Source organism: Pseudomonas sp. S04 (assembly GCF_009834545.1).
In the GTDB taxonomy this organism is placed as follows: Bacteria; Pseudomonadota; Gammaproteobacteria; order Pseudomonadales; family Pseudomonadaceae; genus Aquipseudomonas.
This window is the reverse complement of the sequence record NZ_CP019427.1, coordinates 3,121,952-3,146,539: the sequence shown is the minus strand read 5'-3', so window position 1 is coordinate 3,146,539 and position 24,588 is coordinate 3,121,952. Positions and strand designations below refer to the sequence as shown.

The window sequence follows — 24,588 nt, the reverse complement described above, 5'->3', positions numbered from 1 at the left end:
GAGGGAGCTTGCTCGTGTGGCGGCCTCTGGGCCTCTGGGGTGTTGGATTAGGCGGAGTACATATCCATTCTTGCGGTAACGGCCTCCTATGGTTCCGCCTGACGGCGGCTCACTTTTGAACAGCGCAAAAGTAAGCAAAACGCTCTTTCCCCACCACTCGGTGCCTCGCTTAGGCTCGGCATGCCCGTACTCCGACATTGATTTGGGGGGCCGCCGCAATGGGCCCTCCCTGGCCCAGTGCGGCTAAACCGGCGTCCTGCCGGTTTACCCCCCAAATCAATATCGAAGTACGGCCAGCGTGGTTAATGGGGCGCCCAGGATCAAAAACAAAGCGAGGCGGCCTTAGAGCCGACCTGATCGCTAGGGCATGCGCGGTGTGGCTTCTACTTCCTAAGACGCTGACGAAGTCAGCAATCTTTTGATCTGGCTCTGGCTTTTGATCCTGGGCGCCCCGTTAACCACGCTGGCCGAACGCAGGCTTGAAGCCGTGGGTAACCCGGCAGGACGCCGGGTTAGCCGCCCCGCGCCATGGATGGCGCGTGGCGGCGGCCCACGGATTCAAGCCGGAGTGAGGGCACACCGAGCCCAAGCGAGGTGCCAAGTGGTGGGGCAAGAGCGTTTTGCTTACTTTTGCGCTGTTCAAAAGTGAGCCGCCGTCAGGCGGAACCATAGGAGGCCGTTACCGAAGAAATGGATATGTACTCGGTCTAATCCAACATCCTGGTCGCACCACAGTTGTGTAGATACCGATGCCGCGATGGGGCCAGCACAGCCAACATAGTTGGATATCTGGGCAAAAAAAAACGGCGACCGCTGGCACAGTCACCGTGAAAAAGGCCGGCGCTTGTGGCGCCGGCCGAGAGCTTTGTGGAGGGGTTACAGCCCCCAGTGCAGCAACAACAGCACCAGCACCACCAGGAATACTGTCTCCCCGACCATCAGCAGGATCGGCTTGATCCCCACCGCAGCCAGCTCCTTGAGCTGGGTCTTCATCCCCAGGGCGCTGATGGACACCACCAGGCACCAACGTGACAGCTCGTTGACCGTGCCCTGCACCACCGGGGCGACCCAGCCGGTGCTGTTGATGCAGGCCAGCAGCAGGAAACCCACGGCAAACCAGGGCAGCAACGGCGGGCGCTTGCCCGTCGTATCGGCGCCTTGCATCCGGGTGACCATGGCCGCACAGACGATCACCGGCAGGAGCATGGCCACGCGCATCAACTTGATCACCGTGGCGGTATCCCCGGTCTCGGTCGACATGCTGTAGCCGGCCCCCACCACCTGGGCGACATCGTGGATGGTCGCGCCAAGGAACACCCCGGCCACTTGCGGCGACAACTCCAGCCAATTGGCGATCATCGGGTACAGGATCATCGCCAGGGTCGACAACGCCGAGACCCCGATCACCGTGAACAGCGTGGCCCGTTCTTTTTGCGGGTGGTTGGGCAAGGCCGCCGCCAGTGCGAGGGCCGCCGAGGCGCCACAGATCGCAGTGGCGCCACCGGTGAGCATGCCGAACAGGCGCTGGAACCCCAGGGCCTTGGCGGCGATCACCGAGACACCGATGGTCACCACTACCAGGATCACCACCAGGGCCACCGGTTTCCAGCCCAGCGCGGCGATCTGTTCCAGGGTAATCCGCATGCCGAGCAAGGCCACGCCAATGCGCAATACGGTGCGCGCCGTGAACTCGATGCCGGCCTTGCAGGTGCCTTCACCGGCGAGGAAGTTCAGGGCCATGCCCAGCAGCAAGGCGAACAACATGACCGGCGCACCGTAGTGCTCGGACAAAAACGACGCCGCTGCCGCGACGATCAGGCTGACTACAAACCCCGGCGCCAGTTCGCGGGTGCGGCTATGAATACGGGTAAGAGCGATGGCGCTCATGGCGCGGACTCCTCGCAAGGGAAAACGATAAATGCCTGGTCGTCGATGACCTCGACCGGATACTGGGCAACCTTGAGTGCGGTGGAATTGAGCAGGTAGCCCGTGCGCAGATCGAAGCGCAGGCCGTGGGCGCAGCATTGAATCACTCGCCCCTCCAGGCGCCCGCCACACAACGACGAGCCCTGATGGGGACAGCTGTCGTCGATCACCAGCAGCTCGCCGTCGACGTTGAACAGCGCCAGGCTTTTACCTTCCAGATCCAGCAGTGCGCGACCGCCTGCCTGCGGGAGTTTTCCGGCAGGCACAGGGACCCGCCGGTTCATGCCGGTTGCCGCTCACGCTGGCTTTCCAGCAGGGCTTCGCGCATCGCGCCCAACAGGGCTTCGGCCGGTTGCGCGCCGACCATCGTCAGGTGTCGATCGAACTGAAAACACGGCACCCCGCTGGCGGCGCCAGCGCCATGACCGACAAACTCCTGGCCATCGCCGCGCAGACAATCCTCCAGCGCCGCGACCTCGAACCCGCAGTCCTGAGCGATGGCCAGCAGGGTCTGCCGGCATCCCAAGTCCTCGCCCTGCTGGAAATAGGCACCATACAAACGTTCCAGCAAGGCATCGCGCTGCTCTGGCGAACCCATTTGACTGGCCCGCTCCAGCAAACGGTGGGCATCGGCGGTATTGGGCATGGTCGCGATGCGACTGAAATCGATGCTCACCCCCACCGCGTTCGCCGCCTGCTGCACCTGGGACTGGCGTTGGCCGACGGCTTCGGCGCTGCCCAGGCGGCGACTGTAGAACTCGGCGAAGGGCTGCCCGCCGACCGGCATGTGCGGCAACAACTGCACGCCGTGCCACTGGGTAATGATTTTCACCCCGGGTTGCTGGCTGAGCAGCAACGCCTGGGCCCGCTCCAGCTGGCGCTTGCCGATCAGGCACCAGGGGCAGATGAAATCGAAAAACACATCAATCTGTAAACGAGCACTCACACTTTCACCTCTACAACCGCGTGGCCAACCGAATCGTTGACCTGTTCGCCCTGAAGCCGGGCAATATCCTTGTGGTAGTGACACTTGGCGTAAAAGAACACCGCGGCCGCCGCGATGCTCACCAGTGGCACCAGTTGAAACGCCGCCTGCAGGCCGATCACATCCGACACCTTGCCGGTGATGAATGGCCCCGGGGCCAGGCCGAGCAAGTTGTTGGCCAGGGTCAATGTGGCAAAGGCCGTACCGTGCACCGAGTAGTGGGTCAGGTTGGCAACCATGGCCCCGGCAGGACCGGTCGTCCCGGCCGCAATCAGCATCCCCAGGCAAATCAGCAGCAACTGCGCAGGGCCTGGCGGCAAGGCGAACGCTGCCGACAGCAGTAGGCAACTGCCCAGGCAATAGGCGATTGCCAGGGACACCTTGCGCTGGGCCGATTGCCGACACAGGCGGTCGCTGAGGATGCCGCACAGGATCATCCCGGCGCCGCTGCACAACACAATGATCGCTGCGACGCCGCCGGCCTTGCCGGTGGCCATGTCGTAGTAACGGTTGAGGTAGCTGGGCATCCACACAATCACCGTGCCGCCCACGAACAACTGCAAGCCACTGCCGATATAGGCGGCAATCACCGAAGGGCTGGAACACAGGGTACGCAGCGGCCGCTTGACCGCCGCGGCGACCTTGTTCGCGGCCTGGCTGGCCCGCTGCGGAGCAATGCGTGCCTCCTTGACGATGATCGGGTACAGCACCGCCAGCAGCAGGCCAAACAACGCCATGCCGGCGAACGACCAGCGCCAGCCGAGCTTGGCCGCGATCGCGCCGCCCAGGGCCATGCCCAGCACGGAACCGAACATGCCGCCAGCCATGAACGCACTGGTCAGGGTGGCCCGCAGGTGCTTGGGAAACACCGAGATCACCACGGCAATACCCACGCTGCCGTAGGCCGCCTCGCCCACGCCCACCATGAAGCGGGCAATGAACATCTGCTGGTAATCCTGGGCCAGCGCGCAACCCAGGGTGGCCAGGCTCCACAGCAGCGCCATCAACGCCAGGCTCTTGACCCGACCGAAGCGGTCCGCCAGCAACGACAAAGGGAAGGTCAGCAAGCCAACCATCAGCGCGACAATGCCGCTGAGCAGGCCCAACTGGCCGTCACTCAGGGCCCACTCGCCCTTGAGCATCGGAAAGACCGCGTTGAGCACCTGGCGCGACATGTAATCGGAAATCAACAGGCCGAACGTCAGGGCAAAGACGATCCAGGCATATTTGCGCGCAACACCGACACCACTGGCGTCGTCATCGTCTGCGGCAATGGGGTGAAAGGCCATGCAGCCTCCTCGAAACATTGTTGTAATTGTTGTTATCGAGCTTGTAGCAACGCAGTGCGGGGGAAGCCTTGAACTTCCCCCGCGTCAGCGATCAGCCGCGTTGCGGCACACCTTTCTCGCCCACCTTGCGGTTGGGGGCCATACCATTGGCCAACAGGGTTTCTTCGATACTCTGGTACTGCACACCGATTCGGTAGATCTCACGGGCTTCTTTGCCGCTGGCGATCTCGCGACCCAGTTCATGAGCGATGCGCACGGTTTGCTGGATCTGCGCAACCGAGCTGAACCGATCGCCCTTGTGATCAATGATAGTGTCTTCATTGCCCACGCGCGGGTGCATGCCCATGGCCATCGACATGGTGTTGAACGGCATGACGTTCTTGAGCAGCGATTCGGAGGTCAGGGTGCAACCGTTCGGCGCGCGGTGGATGAAGTTGAAGAAGTTGAACGGGTTCGGGCCGTCGAAGCCGCCGCCGATACCGATCCAGGTCAGGTTCAACGGCCCCATGTAGATGCCCTTGCGCACCAGGCGCTCGAGGGTTTCCAGGGCGTGCATGCCGGTCAGTTGGAAGTGCGGCTGCACACCGGCTGCGGTCAGGCGGCGCAAGTGCTCGGCGACCCAGGCCGGGCCGGCCGGCACGGTCATTTCGCTATACGCAGCCTGGATACCCGGGTTGGCCAGGGAAGTGCCCTCCAGATACTCCGGATACAGCAGCTCCATGATGTTCATCTGGGTGGTGTTGATTGCTACCGTGACCTGGTCTGGCGTGGGCTGCAGATCAGCCAGCATGTGCCGGGTGTCGTCCGACAGCCACTTGGCCGCTTCGCCATCACTTTCCGGGGCAAAGGAAATCGAGCCGCCGACCTGGATGATCATGTCTGGCACGGCTTCACGTACGCCGGCAATCAGTTCGTTGAACTTGGACAGGCGCTTGGAGCCCTTGCCGTCCAACTCGCGTACATGCAGGTGCAGGACCGTGGCACCTGCCTCATAACAATCGACCGCCTTTTGCACCTGTTCATCCATGGTCAGGGGGATGTCTTCCGGGAAGTCTTCGGGCATCCACTCCGGGCCGTAAGGGGCCACGGTGATGACCACCTTCTCCATGTTTTCCGGGTGCAGGGAATCGTCAAAGAATTGCATGAGTTACTCCTTTTATTATGGTTGTTCGCGCACCTGGGATCGTGCCCGGGCAGCGCTTGTACGAGTGCGAATGCCGTTGCGGTGTTTCAGTAGGTCTTGTCGCCGATGATCCCGGCCCGCTCCATCTTGCGATGGCACGGTGGGTAGTCCATGACGGCGTAATGCTGGGTGCTGCGGTTGTCCCAGATGGCGATGCTGTTGGGCTGCCAGCGCCAGCGCACCTGGTACTCGGGGATATAGGCCTGGCTGATCAGGTAGCGCAGCAGTTCGCTGGCGCCCGGGTTGGCGTCCTGGCCGAAACGCACCCGCTCGGGGGTGTGGTAGTTGCTCAAATGGGTGGTGAAGGCGTTGACGAACAACACCTTTTCAGCGGTTTCCGGGTGGGTCCGTACGACCGGGTGCTCGGCATCCGGGTACATGGCCTTGAGCGCCAGGCGTTTTTCGATCGGCATGGCGGCGCCGAAGCTGGCTTCGATGCTGTGGCGTGCGCGCAGCTCGGCAATCTTCAGCTTCACGTCTTCCGGCAGCCGCGCGTAGGCCTCCACCATGTTCGCCCACATCGTGTCGCCACCCACTGGCGGGCACTCCACGCAGCGCAACACGCAACCCATGGGCGGTGCTTCACGCCAGGTGGCGTCGGTGTGCCAGGCGTTTTCGTAACGGTCCATCGGTTGGTCGGGATTCTTGTAGATGCGCACCAGGCCCGGGTGATCCGGGTCGCTGCCGGCCACCGGGTGATCCTCCAGCTCGCCGAAGCGTCGGGCGAAGGCCACATGCTCGGCGCGGCTGATGTCCTGGTTACGCAGGAACACCACCCGGTGCTTGAGCAACTGGGCACGAATCTCGGCAAAAAGACCGTCGTCGTGGACTGCATCGGCGAGGCTGACGCCGATCAGTTCCGCGCCGATGCTGCAGGTCAATTGTTCGACTCTCATGGCAGGCGGCTCCCTTAGATGACGAAAATCGACGAGCCCGTGGTCTTGCGTGACTCCAGGTCCCGATGGGCCTGGACGGCGTCCTGCAAGGCGTAGTGCTGGTTGATCTCGATCTTGATCTGGCCGCTGCCGACCAGCTCGAACAGTTCACCGGCCAGGGCGGCCTTCTCTGCCGGGTCCGAGATGTAGTCCGCCAGCGCCGGGCGGGTCATGAACAACGAGCCCTTCATCGCCAGCAGCACTGGGTCGAATGGCGGGATCGGACCGGAAGCGGTACCGACACATACCAGCAGGCCACGACGCTTGAGGGAATCGAGGGAGCCCATGAAGGTGTTTTTGCCAACGCTGTCGAACACCACGTTGACCCCTACCCCATCGGTCAATTCACGCACCCGCAGGGCAACGTCTTCGTGGCTGTAGTTGATCACGTGGTCGCAACCGTGGGCGCGGGCAACTTCGGCCTTGGCCTCGGTCGACACGGTGCCGATCACCGTCAGGCCCAGCAGCTTGGCCCATTGCGAAACGATCAGGCCCACGCCACCGGCGGCTGCGTGCAGCAGAATACTGTCACCGGGTTTGAAGTCATAGATGCGGCGCATCAGGTACGAGGCTGTCAGGCCACGCATGGTCATGGCGGCGGCGGTTTCGAAGCTGATGGTTTCCGGCAGCTTGATCAGCGGCGCGGCCGGGATCAGGCGCTCGGTGCTATAGGCCCCCAGGGTGTTGAGAAAGCCGGTGTAGGTGACACGGTCGCCAACCTGTACGTTGCTGACCCCTTCGCCAATGGCCTGGACCACCCCGGAAGCTTCCACGCCCATGCCGTTGGGCATTGGGATCGGGTAGGTGCCATTGCGAAAGTAGGTGTCGGCATAGTTCAGGCCGACCGCCACATGACGAAGACGAACCTGGCCGGGACCGGGTTCGCCGACTTCGACGTCTTCAAGGCGAAGTACATCGGGACCACCGGGTTCGTAAAAGCGGACGGCTTTGGCCATGTTTTCTTATTCTCCATTGCAAGATAGGCATGCGGCATCGAATTGTGCTGATTGGACTGTAGGACTCAGCCTGCGGCCCCGCTTCTCATCAGACGACAATGGCTTTTCATTTCGTGACAATCGAGCGCGCCGGATCAACGGCTTCAAGGTACCGTGGATGACTTATCCCAGGCCTATGGGTAACCTTGGCCGCAAGCCACTTCAGCCCAACCCCAACCTCCTGTAGACGAGTGTGCAATGAAATCCCCCTCTGGCTTGCTGCTGTCGGGCATCGTGCTGGACCGCACCAGCTCCATACCGCTGTACCGCCAGCTGTATTTGCAGATTCGCAAGCAGATCCTCAACGGCCGGATCCAGGGCGGTGTGCGGCTGCCGTCGACCCGCACGTTGAGCAAGGAGCTGGGGCTGTCGCGCATTACCCTGCTCAACGCGTTTGACCAACTGCTGGCCGAGGGTTTCCTGGCCTCGCGCACCGGGGCGGGCACCTACGTCGGCACCGAGTGGGAAAACCGCAGCACCAACGCCCCTGACGCCCTGCCCCAGCCGCCGCGCCTGTCTGACCTCAGTCACTCGGTATTGTCTTTACGCAGCAGCCATTTCCAGGGCATCAGCTATGCCGACTGGGCGCCCGGCAGCCCGACTTCCTTCCTGCCCAGCCACAGCGCCTACGATGCATTTCCCCAGGCTGTGTGGAAGCGCCTGATGAACCGCCACCTGCACAAACCGAGCAAGGCGATGCTCGGCTATGGCGAACTGCAAGGCGTACAGGCCCTGCGCACGGCGATCGCGCACTACGTGTTCGATGCTCGCGGGATCGACTGTTCTGCCGAGCAGGTAGTGATCGTGTCCGGGGCCCAGCAAGCGTTCAACCTGCTGGGCATGCTCCTGCTCAACCCCCAGGACCGGGTGTGGATGGAGGATCCGGGGCATATCGCCGCGCGCATCGCCCTGCAGGCCCAGGGTGGCCACGTGGTGCCCTTGCCCATCGACGACCAGGGCATCGACGTGCAGTACGGCCTGGCCAGTTGTCCCGACGCTCGCCTGGTGTTTACCACCCCCTCGCGCCAGCACCCTCTGGGGGTGACCATGAGCTACGCGCGGCGCCAGGAACTCATCGACTGGGCCGAGGAGCAGCAAAGCTGGATCATCGAAGATGACTGCGACAGTGAGTTTCGCTACCACGGCCGCCCCCTGCCCGCGCTCTATGCCATGGACCAGGGGGCACGGGTGATCTATGTCGGCACGTTCAGCAAGGTGTTGTTTCCCTCCCTGCGGCTGGGCTACGTGATTTTGCCCCAGGCCTTGATCGAGCCGTTTTGCACCCTGCGCGCGGTCATGGATCGCAGCCCGCCGACCCTGCTGCAGACAGTGACTGCCGATTTCATGGTCGAGGGCCACTTTCTCGGCCACATTCGCCGCATGCGCGCGCTGTACCAGGCCCGCCAGCAGGCGCTGGTCGAGCAATTGCAGCAACAGCTGGGGAGCTTTTTCCAGGTCACGCCCGTGGATGCCGGCATGCACCTGATCGCCTGGTTGCCCGTGCAGCTGGATGACCAGCTCATCGCCCGGGAGCTGACGTTGCGCCATATCTACACCTATGCCCTGAGCGACTACTGCATCGAGCACCGCCAGCCACCGGCGTTGCTGATCGGCTTCGCCAGCACCCCCGAGGACCAGGCGCAGCCGCGAGTCGCCGCACTCGCCCAGGCCCTGCGCGACATGGGGTGCCTGCCCGCGGCAAGCTGAGGCCTGGCAAGTGGTCTTATGATTTAACCGATAATGGATCTATCGAGAGTTCCTGACTGGCGCGATAAAGGTTGCGCCGGTAGACCCGGTGTCTGAACCAGGAACCACTCGAATGAACAATAAGATCCAACAACGCTTCAGCGCCTTGCTCAGTCACAAGGCCGGCGCCGCCCAAGCGCCCGCAACACTGACCCCGGAACTGGCGCGCCAGTTGCTCGACCGCCTGGGCCAACTGCGCCTGTTTGCCCACGCCTATCCCCTGTTGACCAACCTCACCCACGGCCGTGTCACCCCCGCCGACCTCCTGGACTTTGCCTATCGCCACGAGCTGCAGGGCTTGAGCCTGCACCTGCTGGACGGCGAGGCCAACAGCCTGAGCCAGATGAGCGCCCCACAGTTGCAGGCGTTTGCAGACAAGGCCCGGGCCCTGGGCCTGGAAGTGCACCTGGAAATCAGCAGCACTCGCCAAGCCGATGTCGATCAAGTGGTCGCCATCGCCCGCGCCCTGGGCGTGCGCAACATCCGCGTGTACTCACGCTACGAAGGTTCACTGTCACAGGTCATGGACCTGATCGAAAACGACCTGCGCTACCTCGCGCAACAGGCCGATGCCCATGACCTGTACTTCGACTTCGAGCAACACGAGGAACTCAAGAGCGCCGAGATCGCCCAGTTGCTCAGCCGCCTCAACCACCCCCGGCTGCATGCCCTGTTCGACTTCGGCAACATGATCAATGCCTGTGAACAGCCGCTGCAGGCCCTGCACAACCTCGCGCCGCACATTCGCCAGGTCCACCTCAAGGGCGTGCAAATCGTCCCTGAGCACAGTGGTTTTGGCCATTACGGCGTGCTGCAAGGCAGTGACGAAGACGACTTGCCCAGTGCCCGCATGCTGTTCGAGTTGCTGATGCTGGGCGAGTCCAGCCCCCAGGTGATCGCCTTCATCCTCGAGCAGGAAAACCACTACGTAGCCCCGGCGTTTCGCCAGACCAACGAGTCCGCCGACCCGTTCATTGCCTACCGGGAAATGAGTGATACGCCGTTGCCAGCGGGTTACTCGCTGGAACGCATGCTGGCCGATGAACACCGCTGGGCCAACAACCAGGTCGCTTACGTGCGCGGCCTGCTGGCCGAGTTGCGCACCCTGGCCGAATTGACCCTGGCCTCCTGCACACCCGCTTGAACCCGACGCGACACACTGACGACGCTTGGAGAATAACAATGACAACTCGTGACAAGGCCAAATGGCTCAGATTCCTGATCCTGATCCTCGGTGGCGGCACCATCTATAAACTGGCGAACCTCAAGGACGCCTTCTACATCCCCATGCAAGAGTTCATGGGTTTGACCCACACTGAAATCGGCCTGCTGCTCAGCGCCAACGCGATCATTGCGACCGCGCTGTTTGTGGTCGGCGGAATGCTCGCCGACCGTTACGACACGCGCAAGCTGATTCCCCTGGGCTTGCTGGGTACCGGCGGCCTGGGCCTGTACCTCGCGACCTTCCCGCCCTTCAGCAACCTGTTGATTGTCTTCAGCCTGCTGGCGGTGTGCGCCGACTGCCTGTTCTGGCCGTCACTGCTCAAGGCCATCCGCAACCTGGGCGACGACAAGGAACAAGGACGCCTGTTCGGGCTGCTGGAAGGTGGCCGAGGCGTGGTCGATACCCTGGTGGCTTTTTCTGCGCTGGGGGTCTTCGTCGCCATGGGTTCGGGTGAAACGGGGCTGAAATCGGCGATCCTGTTCTACTCGGTGATCGACATCCTGGCCGGGACACTGACCTGGTTCCTGCTCAAGGGCGGCACCACGTCGACCACCGTGCAGGCAAAAAACGGCCTGTCGAACCTGTTGGAAGCCATCAAGGTCCCGGGGATCTGGCTGGTCAGCCTCAACGTGTTCATGGTCTATATCGTGTACTGCGGCCTGACCTACTTCATTCCCTACCTCAAGGACATGTACCAACTGCCGGTGGCGCTGGTCGGTGCCTACGGCATCATCAACCAGTACTGCCTGAAAATCCTTGGCGGACCTGCCGGTGGCTTCATTGCCGACAAGCAGTTCAAGAGCACCAGCCGCTACCTGAAATGGGCTTTCCTGGCGCTGTTGCCGTTGATGGGCGTGATCATGCTGATTCCAAAAAGCCCGAGTTACATCTACGCCGGCATGGCCGCCACCCTGTCTTTTGCGCTGATCGTGTTTTCCATGCGTGGGGTGTTCTGGGCGCCCATGGGCGAAGTCGGCATTCCCCAGCACATCACCGGCTCGGCCTTTGGCATCGGCTGCCTGATCGGTTATGCACCGGGCATGTTCGCCTACGTCATCTACGGCTCGATCCTCGACCACTTCCCGGGCGAGCAAGGCTACAACTATGTGTTCAGCCTGATGAGCCTGCTGGCCATTGTTGGCTTCCTGGTCTCCAGCCTGCTGTACCAGGCCGTGCGCAAGAACGCCCGAGCCACCGCCGGGGCTGACGTCGCGCCCGCCTGAACCTGCGGGTTACTGCTCTTCATTCACCGGCAAACATCGGCACCCGTCGCTCCAGCATGGCACGGGTGCCTTCGGCAACGTCAGCACTGACGATCCGCCATTCGTGCTCCCCTCCTTCGCGGCCCAAGGCCTGACCGAATTGTACGGCCAGGCCTTGGCGTACCGCTTCAGCGCCAGCAATGCGCAACGCGACACCCGCAAATCCCCAATCAACTTCGGATGGCGCTCAATCTGCAACTCCTGCGGAGCCAGGGCATTTGCAGCGGGCTTTTGTGCGTGTGGTACGTACCATGTATTTACATACTGGTTATACGAAATTCCACACTGCTGAAAACGCTGTTTATAAGATGGAATAATTGAGCGTTATCGAATCTAATAGGCAAAAATCCTGTTGTTGGATGCCGCAGCAATACGTTTGCGTCCGGAGAGCTGTGAATGAACAAGGTCGATCGCTACCTCAAGGCCGGTACCCGGGAGAACACCCGGCGCAGTTACCGTGCCGCGGTGGAGCACTTCGAAGTGACCTGGGGCGGGTTCTTGCCGGCGACGGGCGACAGCATCGTGCGCTACCTGGCCGACTACGCCGATCAACTGGCGATCAGCACCTTGAAGCAACGCCTGGCCGCCCTCGCCCAATGGCACATCACCCAGGGATTTCCCGACCCGACCAAGACGCCGACGGTGCGGCAGATGATCAAGGGCATCCGCACCTTGCATCCGGCGCAGGAGAAGCAGGCGGCGCCCCTGTTGCTGCAACACCTGGAGCAGGCCATCGACTGGCTGGAACACCAGGCAACGCTGGCCGCCCAGCAGTACGACTGGCCCACCGTGCTGCGCTGTCGGCGGGATGCCGCGTTGGTGCTGATCGGATTCTGGCGTGGCTTTCGCGGCGATGAGCTGTCTCGCCTGCGAGTTGAACACACCGAGCTGCAAGCGGGGGTCGGGATCAGCTTCTACCTGCCCCACAGTAAAGGCGATCGCCAGCACCTGGGGACCCGCTTCCAGACCCCGGCCCTGAAAAAGCTCTGCCCGGTGCAGGCCTATGGCAATTGGATCACGGCCGCCGGCATTGCCTATGGGCCGGTGTTCCGGCGCCTGGACCGCTGGGGCAACCTGGCGCCGGACGGTTTGCACGCCAACAGCCTGATCCCCTTGCTGCGCCGCCTGTTTCGCCGAGCCGGGGTGCCCGCCGAGCTGTACACCAGCCACTCCCTGCGCCGCGGCTTTGCCACCTGGGCGACCGCCAATGGCTGGGATATCAAGTCACTGATGAGCTATGTCGGCTGGAAAGACGTCAAGTCGGCGATGCGTTATGTCGACGCTTCCCACAGCTTTGGTGGCTTAGCGGAAAAGCCACTGGTGCCGGGCATCACTCCGCGCGCCCTAGAATGATCCGCCGCCCTGCCCGGCCTAACGCTCAAGAAGCCTGGGCCTGCCCCGCCAGCAGGACTTCGAAGAACGATGAAAACAGCCGGCTGGAGCGTCGCTCCGCCAGGCAATAGAGGTACGTCTCGGTGTACAGCGGATCGCCTTCCAGGCGGATCGCGCGGATCCGTGGGTCGGCAATGAATTCGGCTTCGGACACCGCCCCCAGGCCAATTCCGCGGACCACGGCTTCGCGCAGGGCTTCACGGCTGCCGATCTCCATGGCGATTCGCGGCACCACGCCCGCGGCCAGCAGCGCCGCGTCGAGGACCGCGCGGGTGGTGGAACCGGGCTCGCGTTGCAGCAGCGCCTGGCCCTCCAGTTCTTCGAGACGCACCGAGCCGCGAGCAGCCAGGGGATGGGCATGGTGGGCGAACAGGATGATCGCGTGGCGCGCGTAATGCACGGCACACAGCGCCGGATCGTCGTGCCGCCCGGCCAGCACCGCGATGTCGGTCACGTAGCGTTCGAGATCGGCCAGGACCTCTGCCGAGTTGCCGACCCGGATCGACACATCGATCCGTGGATGACGCTGCAGATAGTGGTCGACCATCTCGATCACATGAAACGGCCCCACCGCCCCCAACCGCAACTCGCCGCTGTCGAGCCGGCCGGAATCGCGCAGCAGGTTGTGCGCGTCCAGGTCCAGGGCCGCCATCGCCTGGGCGATCGGCAGCAGTTGCCGGCCGACATCCGACAACTCGATGCGCCGCCCACGGCGGTGAAACAACTCCAGGTTGTATTGTCGTTCCATGGCTTGCACCTGGGTGGTCAGGGTCGGCTGGCTGAGGCCGATCGCCCGTGCCCCGGCACTGAAACTGCCGTGACGGGCCACGGCGAGGAACGCTCGCATCTTTGCGCTGGACATCCATAGACTCCATCAATAGTTAACTGCCTGAAGCCATATTGAATTGATCGAATGACTGTCACGTGACACTTCTAGCCTGAGGCAACTCCAAACCACTCCCTGGATTGCCATGAAACCTCTTCGCTCATTCCTGCGTGTTGCCAGCATCGCCCTCGCCCTGACCGCCGCCGGCCTGGCCAGTGCCAAAGACCAACTGACCATTGGCCTGATCCCCTCCGAAGACTCGCAGGCGATGATCGAAGCCAGCAAACAGGTGCTCGATACCCTGCAAACCCGGTTGGGCATGCCGGTGGTGCCCTTTGTCGCGACCGACTACAACGGCATCATCGAAGCGCTGCGCGCCGGCAAGCTCGACGTCGCGTACCTGGGGCCATTCTCCTACGTCCTCGCCACCTCGGTGGCCGAGGTCGAAGCCTTCGCGGTCGCCGTCACCCGCAAAACCGGGCAAAGCGCCTACAAGAGCGTGATTGTCGCGCGCAAGGACAGCGGCATCCGCGAGCTGGCCGACCTCAAGGGCCGTACCTTCGCCTTTGTCGACCCCAGCTCGGCGTCCGGCCACCTGTTCCCCAAGGCCGGCCTGGAGCAAGCCGGGTTCGTCCCGGCGCAGCTGTTTTCCCGGGTGATTTTCTCCGGCTCCCACGATGCCAGCATCCTCGCCGTGGAAAACCACAAGGTGGATGCCGCTGCGGTAGCCGACCGGATTTTTGCCAGCGCGGTGAGCAAGGGCCTGGTCAAGCAGGACGAATTCCAGGTGGTCTGGAGTTCGCGGCCGATTCCCGAGTCGCCGATGGTCTGGCGCAAGGACCTGGACCCGGCCCTGCAACAGAAGGTCGCCAGTGCCCTGGCCTCGATCAAGGATGTGCCGTGGGGTGACCAGGGCGTGCTCGACGGCTTCCAGCCCACCAGCGACGCCGCCTACGACGTGGTTCGCGACACCGCCAAGGTGCTCGATCTGGATTTGCGGAGCATGAAATGATCAGCATCCGCCAATTGACCAAGCACTACGGGAGCAACCCGGTGCTGCGCGGTATCGACCTGGACGTCGGCCAAGGCGAGTTCGTGGTGATCCTGGGGCAATCCGGCGCCGGCAAATCGACCTTGCTGCGCTGCATCAACCGCCTGGTCCAGGCCGACTCCGGCACCCTGCAGGTGGCCGGCATCGATGCCCGCTCCTGCCGCGATCCGCGGACGCTGCGCCGCCAGGTGGCGATGATCTTCCAGCACCACAACGTGGTGCCGCGCCTGAGCGTGCTGAAGAATGTCCTGACCGGACGCCTGGGCGCCGTGTCCACCTTCAGCTCGGTGCTGCAGCTGTTCCGCCGGGCGGATGTCGCCCTGGCCAGGCAATGCCTGCAACGGGTGGAGCTGGAGCACAAGGCCAACGAACGCACCGACGCTCTCTCCGGCGGGCAGATGCAACGGGTCGGCATCGCCCGCGCCCTGGCCCAGTGTCCCCAGGTGATCCTGGCGGACGAACCGGTGGCCAGCCTCGACCCCAAGACCGCACGCCTGGTGTTGCAGTACCTGCGCGATGCATCGCGGGAACTGGGGATCACCGTGCTGTGCAACCTGCACCAGGTCGACTACGCCCGTGAGTTTGGCGACCGGATTGTCGGCCTGGCCCACGGCCGCCTGGTGTTCGACGGCCACCCGGCGAGCATGGGCGAGGCTGACCTGCAACGCATCTACCCTGGCCAGGAACCAGCACTTGAAGTGCCACCGACGACCAGCGCGCTGGCGCTGGTGCCGTGCAGCGAATCGAGGGCTTGAGCATGCAACCGAACAACTACCTGTGGACCGTCGACCGGCCGCGCAGCGCGCGGAGCTGGCTGACTACCGCGGCGCTGGTGCTGGCGGTGGTGCTGACCCTGCATTGGAGTGCCGAGGGCGCGCAGCTCAGCGTTGCGGAACTGGCCGGCGGCCTGCCGCAAATCGGCGACTTCCTCGCCCGCACCATGCCACCCGACCTGAGCATTCTCCCGCGTTTGCTGGCACCGGCCATCGAAACCCTGCAGATCGCGATCTGGGGCACCCTGCTCGGCGTGCTGCTGGCGATTCCGTTGTCGTTCCTGGCGGCGCGCAACCTCAGTCGCAACCGCCTGGTATTCCACGCCACGCGACAGTTTCTCAACGTCACCCGCAGCATCAACGAACTGATCCTCGCCCTGATCTTTGTCTCGGCGGTGGGTTTGGGGCCCTTTCCCGGTGTGCTGGCGTTGGCGCTGCATGGCATGGGCATGCTCGGCAAGTTCTTCGCCGAAAGCATCGAGGAAATCGACCAGGGCCCCATCGAGGCCCTGCAGGCCACCGGGGCACGGCCGTTGCAGGTGATTGTGTTTGGCGTCCTGCCGCAGGTGATTACCGCCTGGATCGCGGTGATCCTCTACCGCTTCGAAGTCAACCTGCGCTCGGCCACCGTGCTCGGCATGGTCGGCGCCGGCGGCCTGGGGTTCGAGCTGGTAAGCAGCCTGAAGCTGTTCAAGTACGAACAAACCGCCACCTGCATCATCGTCATCACCTTGATGGTGGTCATCGCCGACGCGGTGTCCGGCAGGCTGCGCAATGCGATCCAGCGCGGTTCCAACCATTAAACCGCGCTAGCCGCACCTTCGGCTGCCGGCTGTTATCGGTCCAGCCGATTCAAACCTGCGATTTATCGATTTGAGCTGTTGGCGAGTGCCCCTGAGTATGGGGCCACTTCGCCAACAACAATAAGGAACTCCCTGATGACCGCCCGATTCCACAACCCGGTAGACACTCGTTTCGGCTGGGGCAGCCTGCAACAGTTGGCCGCGATTACCGAACAGCACAAGGTCGCCCTGGTGACATTCCCCGAAGCGCGCGGGCTGGGCCTGGTGGCGCGGATCGAAGAGCTGCTGGGTGATCGCCTGGTCTACGTGATCGAAGACGTGCAGCCCAATCCCGACGTGGCGCACCTGCGCGACACCTATGAACGCTTCTGGGCCGAAGCCGGCGACTGCGCCATGGTCATCGCCGTGGGCGGAGGCAGCGCCATCGACACCGCCAAGGCGCTGATTGTCGGTACCGAATCGGGGAGCTTCGACGAGTTGCTGACCCTGCTGGCAACCGGCAAGCCCTTTGTCCCGGCCCGCAGCAAATTGCTGATTGCCGCACCTACCACCGCCGGCACCGGCAGCGAAGTCACGCCCTGGGCGACCATCTGGGACAGCGCCAGCCTGAAGAAATACTCGCTGCACCTGGACTGCACCTGGCCCAAAGTGGCGATCATCGACCCGCAACTGATGTTGACGGTGCCAGCCAGCGTCACCGTCTCCACCGGCCTGGACGCCTTGTCCCATGCCCTGGAGGCAATCTGGAACGTCAACGCCAACCCGATTTCCGACACCTTCGCCGTGGCGGCCATCGAGGACATCCTCGAATGCCTGCCTCGGTTGCTGCGCGACCTGTCCAGCCAGGAACTGCGCTCGCGCATGGCCCTGGCCGCCCTCAAGGCGGGCATGGCGTTCTCCAACACCAAGACCGCACTGGCCCACTCCATTTCCTATGAAATGACCCTGCGCCACGGCCTGTCCCATGGCATCGCCTGCTCCTTCACCCTGCCCCTGGTGCTGGGCCTGGCCTGGGGTCACGACCAGGAGCGCGACCAGACCCTGCAACGGGTTTTCGGCACCGACTTGGCCAAGGCCCAGGCCCAGTTGCGCGACCTGTTGCACAGCGTGGGCGTGAAGACCGAGTTTGCCGACTACGGCGTCACCGCCCAGGACGCCGAGGCCATCATCCAGTTCGCCCTGCAGGGCGCGCGCGGCAAGAACTTCATCGGTTGCCAAGCGGCCTAGATCCAGCTTTTACCTCAACACGCACTGCCTGCGGCGCCACCGGCCGCGGCGATTTCCTGCGGCACCGGTAAATCGGTGTCACCCTCGGGCGATGGCTCGAGGGGCGAACAATAATAAGGAAAAGATCATGAATCGTGCCCAAACCCTGCCTGGTATCGCTACCCACACGGCCTCGTTCCGCGTCGCCCAGTGGCGCATGTTGCTGGCGGCGATGTTCTGTTACCTGTTTTTCTACACCGGCCGGCAAACCTTCGGTTTTGCCATTCCAGGGATCCAGGCCGAGTTTGGCCTGAGCAAGGAAACCCTGGGCTGGGTGTCGGCCGCCATGCTCTGGGCCTACGCCATCGGCCAGGCCATCAATGGCAACCTTGCCGACAAGTTCGGTGGCCGGCGGATCATGACCCTGGGCGCCGTGCTGTCCTGCGGCGCCAACTGGGTGACCAGCTTCTCTGCCGGGTTTGCCAGCCTGATCCTGCCCTGGGGCATCAACGGTTACTTCCAGGCATTGGGCTGGGCGCCGGGCAGCCGGCTGATCTCCAACTGGTGGAGCGCCGGCGAGCGCGGCAAGGTCTACGGCTTTTATGTGTTTGCCGCCGGGTGCGCCTCGGTGCTGTCCTACGTGACCTCGATCGTGGTGCTGGAGGTGCTGCAACTGGAGTGGCGCTGGATCTTCCGTCTGCCGGTGTTGCTGATGCTGGCCGGCGGTATCCTGTTCTACCTGATTGCCCGTGAACGCCCGCAAGACCTGGGCTTCGAACCGCTGGCCGACACCGGTGTGGCCAATGCCGCCGACAAACAGCATGAGGTGGCGCAAGGCGAGGTCGAAACTTCCGCGCAGCGCTACAAGGCAGTCCTGAAAAATGCCCGGCTGATCATCGCCGCGGTATCCCTGGGCTTCCAGAACGCCGCCCGCTACGGCCTGATCGTCTGGGTGCCGGTGCATTTTCTCGGTGCCGACTGGAAAAGTGGCGACAGCCTGGTGGATCCGAAGTGGATCACCGTGGCCCTGCCCGTGGGCATGGCGATCGGCGCGCTGACCAATGGCTGGGTGTCGGACAAGCTGTTCGGCTCCAAGCGTTACCTGGCGATCATGCTCTACATGTTCCTCGGCGCGGCGACCAGCCTGTGGATGTGGAGCCTGCCGCCCCACAGCATGATCGGCCTGGTGGCGCTGTTCCTCTGCGGGTTCTTCGTCTATGGCCCGGCCTCCAGCTTCTGGGCGCTGTGCCCGGATCTGGTCGGCGCCAAGCGGGCGGGCACGGCCACTGGGGTGATGAACTTCTCCTCCTATCTGTTCGCTGGCCTGGCGGAACCCCTGATCGGCAGTATGCTCGACAGTACCGGCAATACCTCGCTGATCTTCATCGTGGTGACCTCGGCCTGCCTGTGCAGTGCGCTGGTCGCGCTGTTCATCAGGCGTTGATGGCTCGGCACCCCGTTTCGACTCACAGGCAGGCGCACTCATGTACCAGTACCACAAGTGGCTCCGTTCCTTTCACGCCGTGGCCAAAACCGGCAGCTTCACCCTGGCGGCCGAATACCTGTGCATCGGCCAGCCAACGGTCAGCGAGCAGGTCAACGCCCTGGAGAAGAAGTTCTCGGTGGAACTGTTCCACCGCCGTGGTCGCTTTATCGACATGAGTTCGGCCGGGCACCAGCTCTACGGGATTACCCAGGGCCTGTTCGGCCAGGAGGACGAAGCCGTGCAGCTGCTGCACAGTTTCAAGCAACGCAAGACTGGCATGTTGCGCCTGGGGGCGGTTTCGCCGCCTATCGCGATGAACCTGACCTATGAACTGATGCAGCAGCATCCGGACATCGAGCTGGAAACCTCATTCAGCCCGGAAAAGGAGACCCTGGCGCGACTGTTCAACTTCGACATCGACGTGGCGATCCTCGCCCTGTCCGAGTTCGACCAGCGCTTCGACACCCAGCTGTACCGGCGCTACCCGATCATCGCGGTGGTCCGTGACGACCATCCCTGGGCACAGCAAGAACAGGTGCATGTCGAGCAGATCAGTGCCGAGAAATGGGTGCTGCGCGAGAAGAGTTCGCGGACCCGGCAACTGGTGGAGGAAAGCTGCACGCGGTTGAACGTCGAACTCAACTGCGTGATGCAATTGAACAGCCGCGAAGCCATTGTCCACGCCATCGCCAAGGGCATCGGCATTGGTTTTGTCTCGGCTGTCGAGTACGCCCAGACCCCGGGCACCAAACCCATCACCTTCGTCGATCACCCGTTCGCCATCGATTACCACCTGTGCTGCCTGGGCATCCGCCGCAACCGGCCAATGATCGCCGAGCTGTTCGACTCAAGCCCGATACCGACCACCTGACAACACCGTACCCATTGACCTTTGCGCCCTACTTCCTTGCACGAAGGACGGCCGCCCCCTACCCACACACTGGAGATCTACCATGCACTATCAACAACCGCGCCACCTGCAAGCCGTGGTCCTGGACTGGGCCGGCACCGTCGTCGACTTCGGCTCCTTTGCCCCCACGCAGATTTTCGTCGAAGCCTTTGCCGAGTTCGGCGTTGCCGTGTCCCTGGAAGAGGCCCGTGGCCCGATGGGCATGGGCAAGTGGGACCACATCCGCACGCTGTGCAATCAACCGCAGATTGCCGAACGTTACCGTGCCGTGTTCGACCGCCTGCCGACCGATGCAGACGTCACTGCACTCTATGAACGGTTTATGCCGCTGCAGATCGACAAAATCGCCCTGCACTCAGCCCTGATCCCAGGCGCCCTGGAGGCCATCGCCGCGCTCCGCGAGCAGGGTCTGAAAATCGGATCCTGCTCCGGCTATCCGGCGGTGGTGATGGCCAAGGTGGTAGAGCTGGCCCGGGCCAACGGCTACGTCGCCGATCATGTGGTAGCCACCGACGAAGTGCCCAACGGCCGTCCGTATCCGGCACAGGCCCTGGCTAACGTGATCGCCCTGGGAATCAGCGACGTCGCCGCATGCGTCAAGGTCGACGACACCTGGCCGGGTATCCTCGAAGGCCGCAGCGCCGGCATGTGGACAGTCGCCCTGACCTGCTCCGGCAACGCCCTGGGCTTGACCTACGAACAGTTCCAGGCACTGAGCCCCGAGCAACTGGCCGAAGCACACGCCCGCATCAGCCAAACCTTCGAAGGCGCCCGCCCGCACTATCTGATCGACACCATTGCCGAGTTGCCGGCAGTGATCGAGCAGATCAACGCCCGCCTGGCACGGGGTGAAACGCCGCAAGGCGCGTGAGCCACGCAAACCCTCAACTTGCAGCGTATCGGGTGGCGGGTTGCCCCGGTACGCTGTCACCCCATCGGTGTTTTTTATGTGTCCGATCCACGCATTATCGATCCTCGCGTGTGTGCCACAGGCGTAGCAGATAGAGGGTGGAACCCTGAATCTCGTACCGCATCTCGTAGTGGCCGATAATAATTCGGCGCACATCCCGTGGCTGGAACTCTTCAAGCCGTTCGCCAATGCGTGGATTTGTCAGCAACGTACGAGGAGCAGCCGTGAGCTGTTGAATCGTATGCGCGGCGGCGGGCTGGTTCACCGCGGCCAGAAACTCATACAGCCGGGCAATGTCGGAAAGCCCCTTGCTGGTCCACTTCAACTCCATCAGCGCGGCACTGGCAGCGGGGATTCTGTACTCAGGCTGTCGGCCCAAGCCTGGACAGCCTGGTGGTCAATTACCCGGCCGGCGTCCACATCAGCCAAGGCCTCTCGGGTCAGGCGACTGCGTTCTTCTTCTTGGTCAATCCAGGCAGAAAGGGCCTGTTTGACGATCCAGTTCTTGGAGCGCTCAAGGCGCTCAGCCATCAAATCGACCTTCTCAGCCAGTTGCACAGGGACATGAGCCGTGACGGATCGGGTCTTGGCGGTAGTAACCATGATCATTACTCCAATGCAGCGAAATGCTATTTTTTGGGCACTTGGCCGCCAGTGGCGCGGCGCAGCGTCATGCCTGGTTGAAGCGAGTCATCAATTGCTTGTCCTCGCCTTTGTCGTGCCGGGCCACATCATGAATCGTAATGCATCATTGCGATCAAAGATTAATCATAGTTAATAACCTCGAATCGTCAAGCCTTGAGATCAGGTTGGGCTGCCCCTTCCCCAATGTGCGTGGGAAATGAGCTAATTTAGTGTGACCCATAGGATTGCGAGTTATTTGCACGGAAGCATCAAGATGAATTTCAAGACAAAAGCGAATAACCCGTATCTTTTGCCCGCACTAGAAGGCCCATTTCGCCTGCCTATTGGTCAATCAGCCTGCGCTTTGCGCAAATGGCAGCAGTCTCTTTTCATGGCAACAATGCTACTTGGCTTGTTGACGACGGCAGCGTTTGCCAGCGCTCAACCGAGCAATCTTGGGGATGAACAGGTTTTTCAGACAAACACCGAATTGCAGCGCGCTAATACGCAGGTGATTGCGGCATCCACCTACGCCGAACAACATCCGCGTGATACCGATGCACAGTATGCGCTGGCCGTGGCGCTGGATCGCATGGGTGACCTGCAAACCCTGAGGGCGAGGCAACCATTCCCTTACAACGCCGGTTACCGGGCCGCTCTGGAGCTGGCCCGGAACAACCTGAAGGCCCACCCATACACCAGTAAGCTCATGCCCAAGGTGCAACGCCTGGAACCTGGCGCGGCAGCAGACTCGGAGCAAATACTCTGGAGCTACCGTGACGCTGCCCGACGTTACTTCACCAGGGCCCGTATCGTTTACCAACAACTGGTCGCCTTGCAGCCCAACAACAGCAAGTGGCAACAAGCACTCGCGGTGAACTACACAAGAACCAACCCGGGCCATATGGGGGTCGAAGAAGTCAGGGCCTACTATCAGCCGGCCCTGGATATTCTGCTGCGCCTGGCAAAGTCAGCGCCTGGTAACCAGCAGTTGCAACGCGATCTCGCGGCAACCTACGAGGAAATTGCGGACCGGGTGAATTCAATGACCGGCACCTTGCCCGCTGAATACCATGAGGCCTTGGCAATACGTATAAAAGTGCTCAGGAGCAATGAAACCAATCCACTGTTCGTCCGCGAGTTGGCAGTGACCTTCGGCAAGATCGGCGAAGCCCTGGTAATGCGGGGGAAATGGGCAGCAGCACGTGACGCCGTGACCGATCAATTTGGCTTGTACCAGGATTTGGCTGCCTTGGACCCTGGCAACAACCAATGGCAACGCGAACTTGCAGTGGCGCACATGGATTTTGCAGCGATTAAAAACGACAACAATGGGCCAGGCGCAAAACTAGAGGCAGAAGTGCTGGCTCATTATGCCCAAGCCTTGGCAATACGAACCCGGCTGATTCAAGTGGAGCCGAGCAATGCGCAGTGGCAGATGGACTTGGTCGCCAGCCACGAAACTATGGCCAGGTTTTACGATGACCGAGGGTTGGACGAAAAAACCCTGGCCTCCTACATCGAGGCGCAACGACAAATGGCCAAGTTCGCACAGCGTTACCCCAACGATCGCGGTTGGCTCTTCTACCAACTCTATTTCTATTTCAGCATCGGTTCCGAGTACCGGGCAATACAGAGCTGGGCCGCGCCACACTCACTTGGGGGGAAATTTCCCGAACCTGGGAAATTCAAAGCCGCTGCTGACGCCCAGGATGAGGTGTTTGAAAACATGCGCAAGATAATCGATACCTTGGTCCGCATGACCGATGCCCCTGTGAGGCCAGCGTAGAAAAATGAACACATTGCAGTGGCCCACAATGATTTTCTTACTCAGCGTGCTAACAGCAGGCTGTAGCAGTGTCATTTATCCCGACCTGATCCCGGCCACCGCTGAAACGGTGAAAACAGCACCTGACACGGATGCTAAAAAAATCATTTCAGCGCAGTGGATGAACAGCGATTTTTCTGCCGAAATCCAAAACCTGCCCAGTGGAGATGTATCAGGGCTTCTTATAAAAACAGAGGGCTACGCGCCGGGAGAACAAATCACCGTTGAGCTCGATGATAAAAACAGCAATGACGATGGTGGTAGCTACACGCTAACCAAAAAAATAACCGGCGTCGTGGATAAGCACGGTGAAGTCAGAGTACTGATTAAAAGTTAAACCACCTGGTCAGATGCGGTCTTGGCGCAGCCACTCGATGAACAGCGCAAACAACTCGGACTGGGAGTTGATCGCCAACTTCAGGTACAGGTTCTTGCGGTGCATGCGCACGGTTTCTGCGGCGATCCGCAGTTCGTTGGCCGTCGACTTGACCGAGTGGCCGCGCAGCACCATGTGCGCCACTTCACGCTCACGCTCGGTCAGCACCTCACAACCGAAATGCTCGAAGGCGTGCTGGATACTCGGTTTGAGATCGACCGTCGCAGGTGCAGCTACCGCCTCCTGTTGGGTGATCAGCCGGTTGCACTGGGCAAACTGGCGGATGAACTGGCGGACCATAGGCTCGACTGCGCGCAGCAGGTCCAGTTGCCCGGTGCTCAAGGCCTGGCCGCCAAAGCCCTGGAACAGGCTCAGGGACACCTTGCTCTGATTGCCGACATCGACAATGAAATAACTGTCTTCCGAACAACCGCCCTTGAGGTAGTAGGCCTTGTAGTAGTCGCTGTCGAAAAAGTCGTCCGGGGCGATTTCTTCCAGGTGATAGAAGCCTTCCGCCAGGCCCTGCTCCACCGCCAGGCAGAACGGGTCGAGCAGGTAACCGCCGGAGAAATAGCGTTCGATCACCGACTCCCGGTACTGCTCGGGAATGCCTTGCAGGTACAAGGATTGGGGTGGCTGGTCCTTGCGCTCCAGGCTGATCATCACCGATTCCACCGACACCAGGTGTCCCAAGGCCTGCGCCAGGCAGCGCAACGCATCCGCCGTATCGATCCGGGTAAAGGCGTGCGCCAGCCCGGCGTGCCATTGATGCAGGGCACGCCAGGGCATGGCGATCAGTGTGTGGTCCTGGGCTTTGCTCATGCCGCGCAGTCTAGCCGGTGAGCCAGGACCGCGCA

General features: G+C 62.1%; 25 protein-coding genes. 13 read left to right on the top strand and 12 right to left on the bottom strand.

What is annotated here, in order from left to right:
* Window positions 1–876: 876 nt before the first annotated feature.
* The 7 genes from PspS04_RS13930 to PspS04_RS13900 form a co-directional block, all read right to left on the bottom strand.
* On the bottom strand, window positions 877–1,887 hold the full coding sequence (locus PspS04_RS13930; protein ID WP_159995964.1) for a YeiH family protein: 1,011 nt from the start codon (window positions 1,885–1,887) through the stop codon (window positions 877–879).
* Complete coding sequence (locus tag PspS04_RS13925) at window positions 1,884–2,210, bottom strand: Rieske (2Fe-2S) protein (RefSeq protein WP_095170294.1); 327 nt, start codon at window positions 2,208–2,210, stop codon at window positions 1,884–1,886. Before PspS04_RS13925 ends, PspS04_RS13930 begins: the two co-directional genes overlap by 4 nt.
* Window positions 2,207–2,872 (bottom strand): DsbA family oxidoreductase, encoded by a 666-nt coding sequence (locus PspS04_RS13920; protein WP_159995962.1) that lies wholly within the window; start codon window positions 2,870–2,872, stop codon window positions 2,207–2,209. The genes PspS04_RS13925 and PspS04_RS13920 overlap by 4 nt, the downstream gene beginning before the upstream one ends.
* The gene (locus PspS04_RS13915) at window positions 2,869–4,200 is read right to left on the bottom strand and encodes an MFS transporter (RefSeq protein ID WP_095170292.1); all 1,332 of its coding nucleotides are present in this window, start codon (window positions 4,198–4,200) and stop codon (window positions 2,869–2,871) included. The genes PspS04_RS13920 and PspS04_RS13915 overlap by 4 nt, the downstream gene beginning before the upstream one ends.
* A 91-nt stretch (window positions 4,201–4,291) precedes the next feature.
* The gene (locus PspS04_RS13910) at window positions 4,292–5,344 is read right to left on the bottom strand and encodes a 3-keto-5-aminohexanoate cleavage protein (RefSeq protein WP_095170291.1); all 1,053 of its coding nucleotides are present in this window, start codon (window positions 5,342–5,344) and stop codon (window positions 4,292–4,294) included.
* An 86-nt stretch (window positions 5,345–5,430) separates the two neighbouring features.
* Window positions 5,431–6,279, bottom strand: a complete 849-nt coding sequence (locus tag PspS04_RS13905) for a TauD/TfdA dioxygenase family protein (protein ID WP_095170290.1) — start codon at window positions 6,277–6,279, stop codon at window positions 5,431–5,433.
* A 14-nt stretch (window positions 6,280–6,293) separates the two neighbouring features.
* Window positions 6,294–7,274 carry a quinone oxidoreductase family protein gene (locus PspS04_RS13900; RefSeq protein ID WP_095170289.1) on the bottom strand — a complete coding sequence of 327 codons (981 nt, stop codon included), beginning with the start codon at window positions 7,272–7,274 and terminating at the stop codon, window positions 6,294–6,296.
* Window positions 7,275–7,511: 237 nt separating this feature from the next.
* Between PspS04_RS13900 and pdxR the strand changes: the two genes are divergently transcribed.
* The 3 genes from pdxR to PspS04_RS13885 all read left to right on the top strand — a co-directional run bounded on the left by pdxR (window position 7,512) and on the right by PspS04_RS13885 (window position 11,507).
* Window positions 7,512–9,020, top strand: a complete 1,509-nt coding sequence (pdxR, locus tag PspS04_RS13895) for a MocR-like pyridoxine biosynthesis transcription factor PdxR (protein ID WP_159995960.1) — start codon at window positions 7,512–7,514, stop codon at window positions 9,018–9,020.
* Window positions 9,021–9,132: 112 nt separating this feature from the next.
* Complete coding sequence (locus PspS04_RS13890) at window positions 9,133–10,203, top strand: sugar phosphate isomerase/epimerase family protein (protein ID WP_159995958.1); 1,071 nt, start codon at window positions 9,133–9,135, stop codon at window positions 10,201–10,203.
* Window positions 10,204–10,241: 38 nt separating this feature from the next.
* The gene (locus PspS04_RS13885; protein ID WP_159995956.1) at window positions 10,242–11,507 is read left to right on the top strand and encodes an MFS transporter; all 1,266 of its coding nucleotides are present in this window, start codon (window positions 10,242–10,244) and stop codon (window positions 11,505–11,507) included.
* Between the two features lie 19 nt (window positions 11,508–11,526).
* Here the strand turns inward: PspS04_RS13885 and PspS04_RS13880 are convergent, their stop codons facing one another.
* Window positions 11,527–11,694, bottom strand: a complete 168-nt coding sequence (locus PspS04_RS13880; RefSeq protein ID WP_159995954.1) for a hypothetical protein — start codon at window positions 11,692–11,694, stop codon at window positions 11,527–11,529.
* Window positions 11,695–11,942: 248 nt separating this feature from the next.
* Between PspS04_RS13880 and PspS04_RS13875 the strand changes: the two genes are divergently transcribed.
* Window positions 11,943–12,899 carry a site-specific integrase gene (locus PspS04_RS13875; RefSeq protein ID WP_159995952.1) on the top strand — a complete coding sequence of 319 codons (957 nt, stop codon included), beginning with the start codon at window positions 11,943–11,945 and terminating at the stop codon, window positions 12,897–12,899.
* Between the two features lie 25 nt (window positions 12,900–12,924).
* Here the strand turns inward: PspS04_RS13875 and PspS04_RS13870 are convergent, their stop codons facing one another.
* A complete protein-coding gene (locus PspS04_RS13870; protein WP_159995950.1) occupies window positions 12,925–13,800 on the bottom strand; it encodes a LysR substrate-binding domain-containing protein in 876 nt (291 codons plus the stop codon).
* A 109-nt stretch (window positions 13,801–13,909) separates the two neighbouring features.
* Between PspS04_RS13870 and PspS04_RS13865 the strand changes: the two genes are divergently transcribed.
* The 7 genes from PspS04_RS13865 (at window position 13,910) to phnX (ending at window position 20,864) form a co-directional block, all read left to right on the top strand.
* On the top strand, window positions 13,910–14,776 hold the full coding sequence (locus PspS04_RS13865; protein WP_159995948.1) for a phosphate/phosphite/phosphonate ABC transporter substrate-binding protein: 867 nt from the start codon (window positions 13,910–13,912) through the stop codon (window positions 14,774–14,776).
* On the top strand, window positions 14,773–15,570 hold the full coding sequence (gene phnC / locus PspS04_RS13860) for a phosphonate ABC transporter ATP-binding protein (RefSeq protein WP_159995946.1): 798 nt from the start codon (window positions 14,773–14,775) through the stop codon (window positions 15,568–15,570). The genes PspS04_RS13865 and phnC overlap by 4 nt, the downstream gene beginning before the upstream one ends.
* A gap of 2 nt (window positions 15,571–15,572) precedes the next feature.
* Entirely contained in the window at window positions 15,573–16,391 is an 819-nt protein-coding gene (gene phnE / locus PspS04_RS13855; RefSeq protein WP_159998822.1) for a phosphonate ABC transporter, permease protein PhnE, read from the top strand.
* 135 nt (window positions 16,392–16,526) lie between these two features.
* Window positions 16,527–17,618, top strand: a complete 1,092-nt coding sequence (gene psrA / locus PspS04_RS13850; protein WP_159995944.1) for an iron-containing alcohol dehydrogenase PsrA — start codon at window positions 16,527–16,529, stop codon at window positions 17,616–17,618.
* Window positions 17,619–17,745: 127 nt separating this feature from the next.
* Entirely contained in the window at window positions 17,746–19,041 is a 1,296-nt protein-coding gene (locus PspS04_RS13845) for an MFS transporter (protein WP_095170279.1), read from the top strand.
* A 40-nt stretch (window positions 19,042–19,081) separates the two neighbouring features.
* On the top strand, window positions 19,082–19,954 hold the full coding sequence (locus PspS04_RS13840) for a LysR substrate-binding domain-containing protein (protein WP_095170278.1): 873 nt from the start codon (window positions 19,082–19,084) through the stop codon (window positions 19,952–19,954).
* A gap of 82 nt (window positions 19,955–20,036) precedes the next feature.
* Entirely contained in the window at window positions 20,037–20,864 is an 828-nt protein-coding gene (gene phnX / locus PspS04_RS13835) for a phosphonoacetaldehyde hydrolase (RefSeq protein WP_159995942.1), read from the top strand.
* 94 nt (window positions 20,865–20,958) lie between these two features.
* Here phnX and PspS04_RS13830 read toward each other — a convergent pair whose 3' ends face one another.
* Both PspS04_RS13830 and PspS04_RS13825 read right to left on the bottom strand, forming a co-directional pair.
* Window positions 20,959–21,234, bottom strand: coding sequence for a type II toxin-antitoxin system RelE/ParE family toxin (locus PspS04_RS13830; protein ID WP_159995940.1), 276 nt, complete (start codon window positions 21,232–21,234; stop codon window positions 20,959–20,961).
* The gene (locus PspS04_RS13825) at window positions 21,234–21,506 is read right to left on the bottom strand and encodes a CopG family ribbon-helix-helix protein (protein ID WP_095170298.1); all 273 of its coding nucleotides are present in this window, start codon (window positions 21,504–21,506) and stop codon (window positions 21,234–21,236) included. The genes PspS04_RS13830 and PspS04_RS13825 overlap by 1 nt, the downstream gene beginning before the upstream one ends.
* A 295-nt stretch (window positions 21,507–21,801) precedes the next feature.
* Between PspS04_RS13825 and PspS04_RS13820 the strand changes: the two genes are divergently transcribed.
* Both PspS04_RS13820 and PspS04_RS13815 read left to right on the top strand, forming a co-directional pair.
* A complete protein-coding gene (locus PspS04_RS13820; RefSeq protein ID WP_159995938.1) occupies window positions 21,802–23,316 on the top strand; it encodes a tetratricopeptide repeat protein in 1,515 nt (504 codons plus the stop codon).
* Between the two features lie 4 nt (window positions 23,317–23,320).
* Window positions 23,321–23,692, top strand: a complete 372-nt coding sequence (locus PspS04_RS13815) for a hypothetical protein (protein WP_159995936.1) — start codon at window positions 23,321–23,323, stop codon at window positions 23,690–23,692.
* Between the two features lie 9 nt (window positions 23,693–23,701).
* Here the strand turns inward: PspS04_RS13815 and PspS04_RS13810 are convergent, their stop codons facing one another.
* Entirely contained in the window at window positions 23,702–24,553 is an 852-nt protein-coding gene (locus PspS04_RS13810; protein ID WP_159995934.1) for a helix-turn-helix transcriptional regulator, read from the bottom strand.
* Window positions 24,554–24,588 lie beyond the last annotated feature (35 nt).

Bases quoted from the DNA above. Each gene is read 5' to 3' on its own strand.
- PspS04_RS13815 (WP_159995936.1), top strand. From the start codon at position 23,321: ATGAACACATTGCAGTGGCCCACAATGATTTTCTTACTCAGCGTGCTA.
- PspS04_RS13845 (WP_095170279.1), top strand. From the start codon at position 17,746: ATGAATCGTGCCCAAACCCTGCCTGGTATCGCTACCCACACGGCCTCG.
- psrA (WP_159995944.1), top strand. From the start codon at position 16,527: ATGACCGCCCGATTCCACAACCCGGTAGACACTCGTTTCGGCTGGGGC.
- PspS04_RS13875 (WP_159995952.1), top strand. From the start codon at position 11,943: ATGAACAAGGTCGATCGCTACCTCAAGGCCGGTACCCGGGAGAACACC.
- phnC (WP_159995946.1), top strand. From the start codon at position 14,773: ATGATCAGCATCCGCCAATTGACCAAGCACTACGGGAGCAACCCGGTG.
- PspS04_RS13820 (WP_159995938.1), top strand. From the start codon at position 21,802: ATGAATTTCAAGACAAAAGCGAATAACCCGTATCTTTTGCCCGCACTA.
- phnX (WP_159995942.1), top strand. From the start codon at position 20,037: ATGCACTATCAACAACCGCGCCACCTGCAAGCCGTGGTCCTGGACTGG.
- PspS04_RS13925 (WP_095170294.1), bottom strand. From the start codon at position 2,210: ATGAACCGGCGGGTCCCTGTGCCTGCCGGAAAACTCCCGCAGGCAGGC.
- PspS04_RS13910 (WP_095170291.1), bottom strand. From the start codon at position 5,344: ATGCAATTCTTTGACGATTCCCTGCACCCGGAAAACATGGAGAAGGTG.
- phnE (WP_159998822.1), top strand. From the start codon at position 15,573: ATGCAACCGAACAACTACCTGTGGACCGTCGACCGGCCGCGCAGCGCG.
- PspS04_RS13810 (WP_159995934.1), bottom strand. From the start codon at position 24,553: ATGAGCAAAGCCCAGGACCACACACTGATCGCCATGCCCTGGCGTGCC.
- pdxR (WP_159995960.1), top strand. From the start codon at position 7,512: ATGAAATCCCCCTCTGGCTTGCTGCTGTCGGGCATCGTGCTGGACCGC.
- PspS04_RS13840 (WP_095170278.1), top strand. From the start codon at position 19,082: ATGTACCAGTACCACAAGTGGCTCCGTTCCTTTCACGCCGTGGCCAAA.
- PspS04_RS13825 (WP_095170298.1), bottom strand. From the start codon at position 21,506: ATGGTTACTACCGCCAAGACCCGATCCGTCACGGCTCATGTCCCTGTG.
- PspS04_RS13870 (WP_159995950.1), bottom strand. From the start codon at position 13,800: ATGTCCAGCGCAAAGATGCGAGCGTTCCTCGCCGTGGCCCGTCACGGC.
- PspS04_RS13865 (WP_159995948.1), top strand. From the start codon at position 13,910: ATGAAACCTCTTCGCTCATTCCTGCGTGTTGCCAGCATCGCCCTCGCC.
- PspS04_RS13900 (WP_095170289.1), bottom strand. From the start codon at position 7,274: ATGGCCAAAGCCGTCCGCTTTTACGAACCCGGTGGTCCCGATGTACTT.
- PspS04_RS13890 (WP_159995958.1), top strand. From the start codon at position 9,133: ATGAACAATAAGATCCAACAACGCTTCAGCGCCTTGCTCAGTCACAAG.
- PspS04_RS13830 (WP_159995940.1), bottom strand. From the start codon at position 21,234: ATGGAGTTGAAGTGGACCAGCAAGGGGCTTTCCGACATTGCCCGGCTG.
- PspS04_RS13915 (WP_095170292.1), bottom strand. From the start codon at position 4,200: ATGGCCTTTCACCCCATTGCCGCAGACGATGACGACGCCAGTGGTGTC.
- PspS04_RS13930 (WP_159995964.1), bottom strand. From the start codon at position 1,887: ATGAGCGCCATCGCTCTTACCCGTATTCATAGCCGCACCCGCGAACTG.
- PspS04_RS13885 (WP_159995956.1), top strand. From the start codon at position 10,242: ATGACAACTCGTGACAAGGCCAAATGGCTCAGATTCCTGATCCTGATC.
- PspS04_RS13905 (WP_095170290.1), bottom strand. From the start codon at position 6,279: ATGAGAGTCGAACAATTGACCTGCAGCATCGGCGCGGAACTGATCGGC.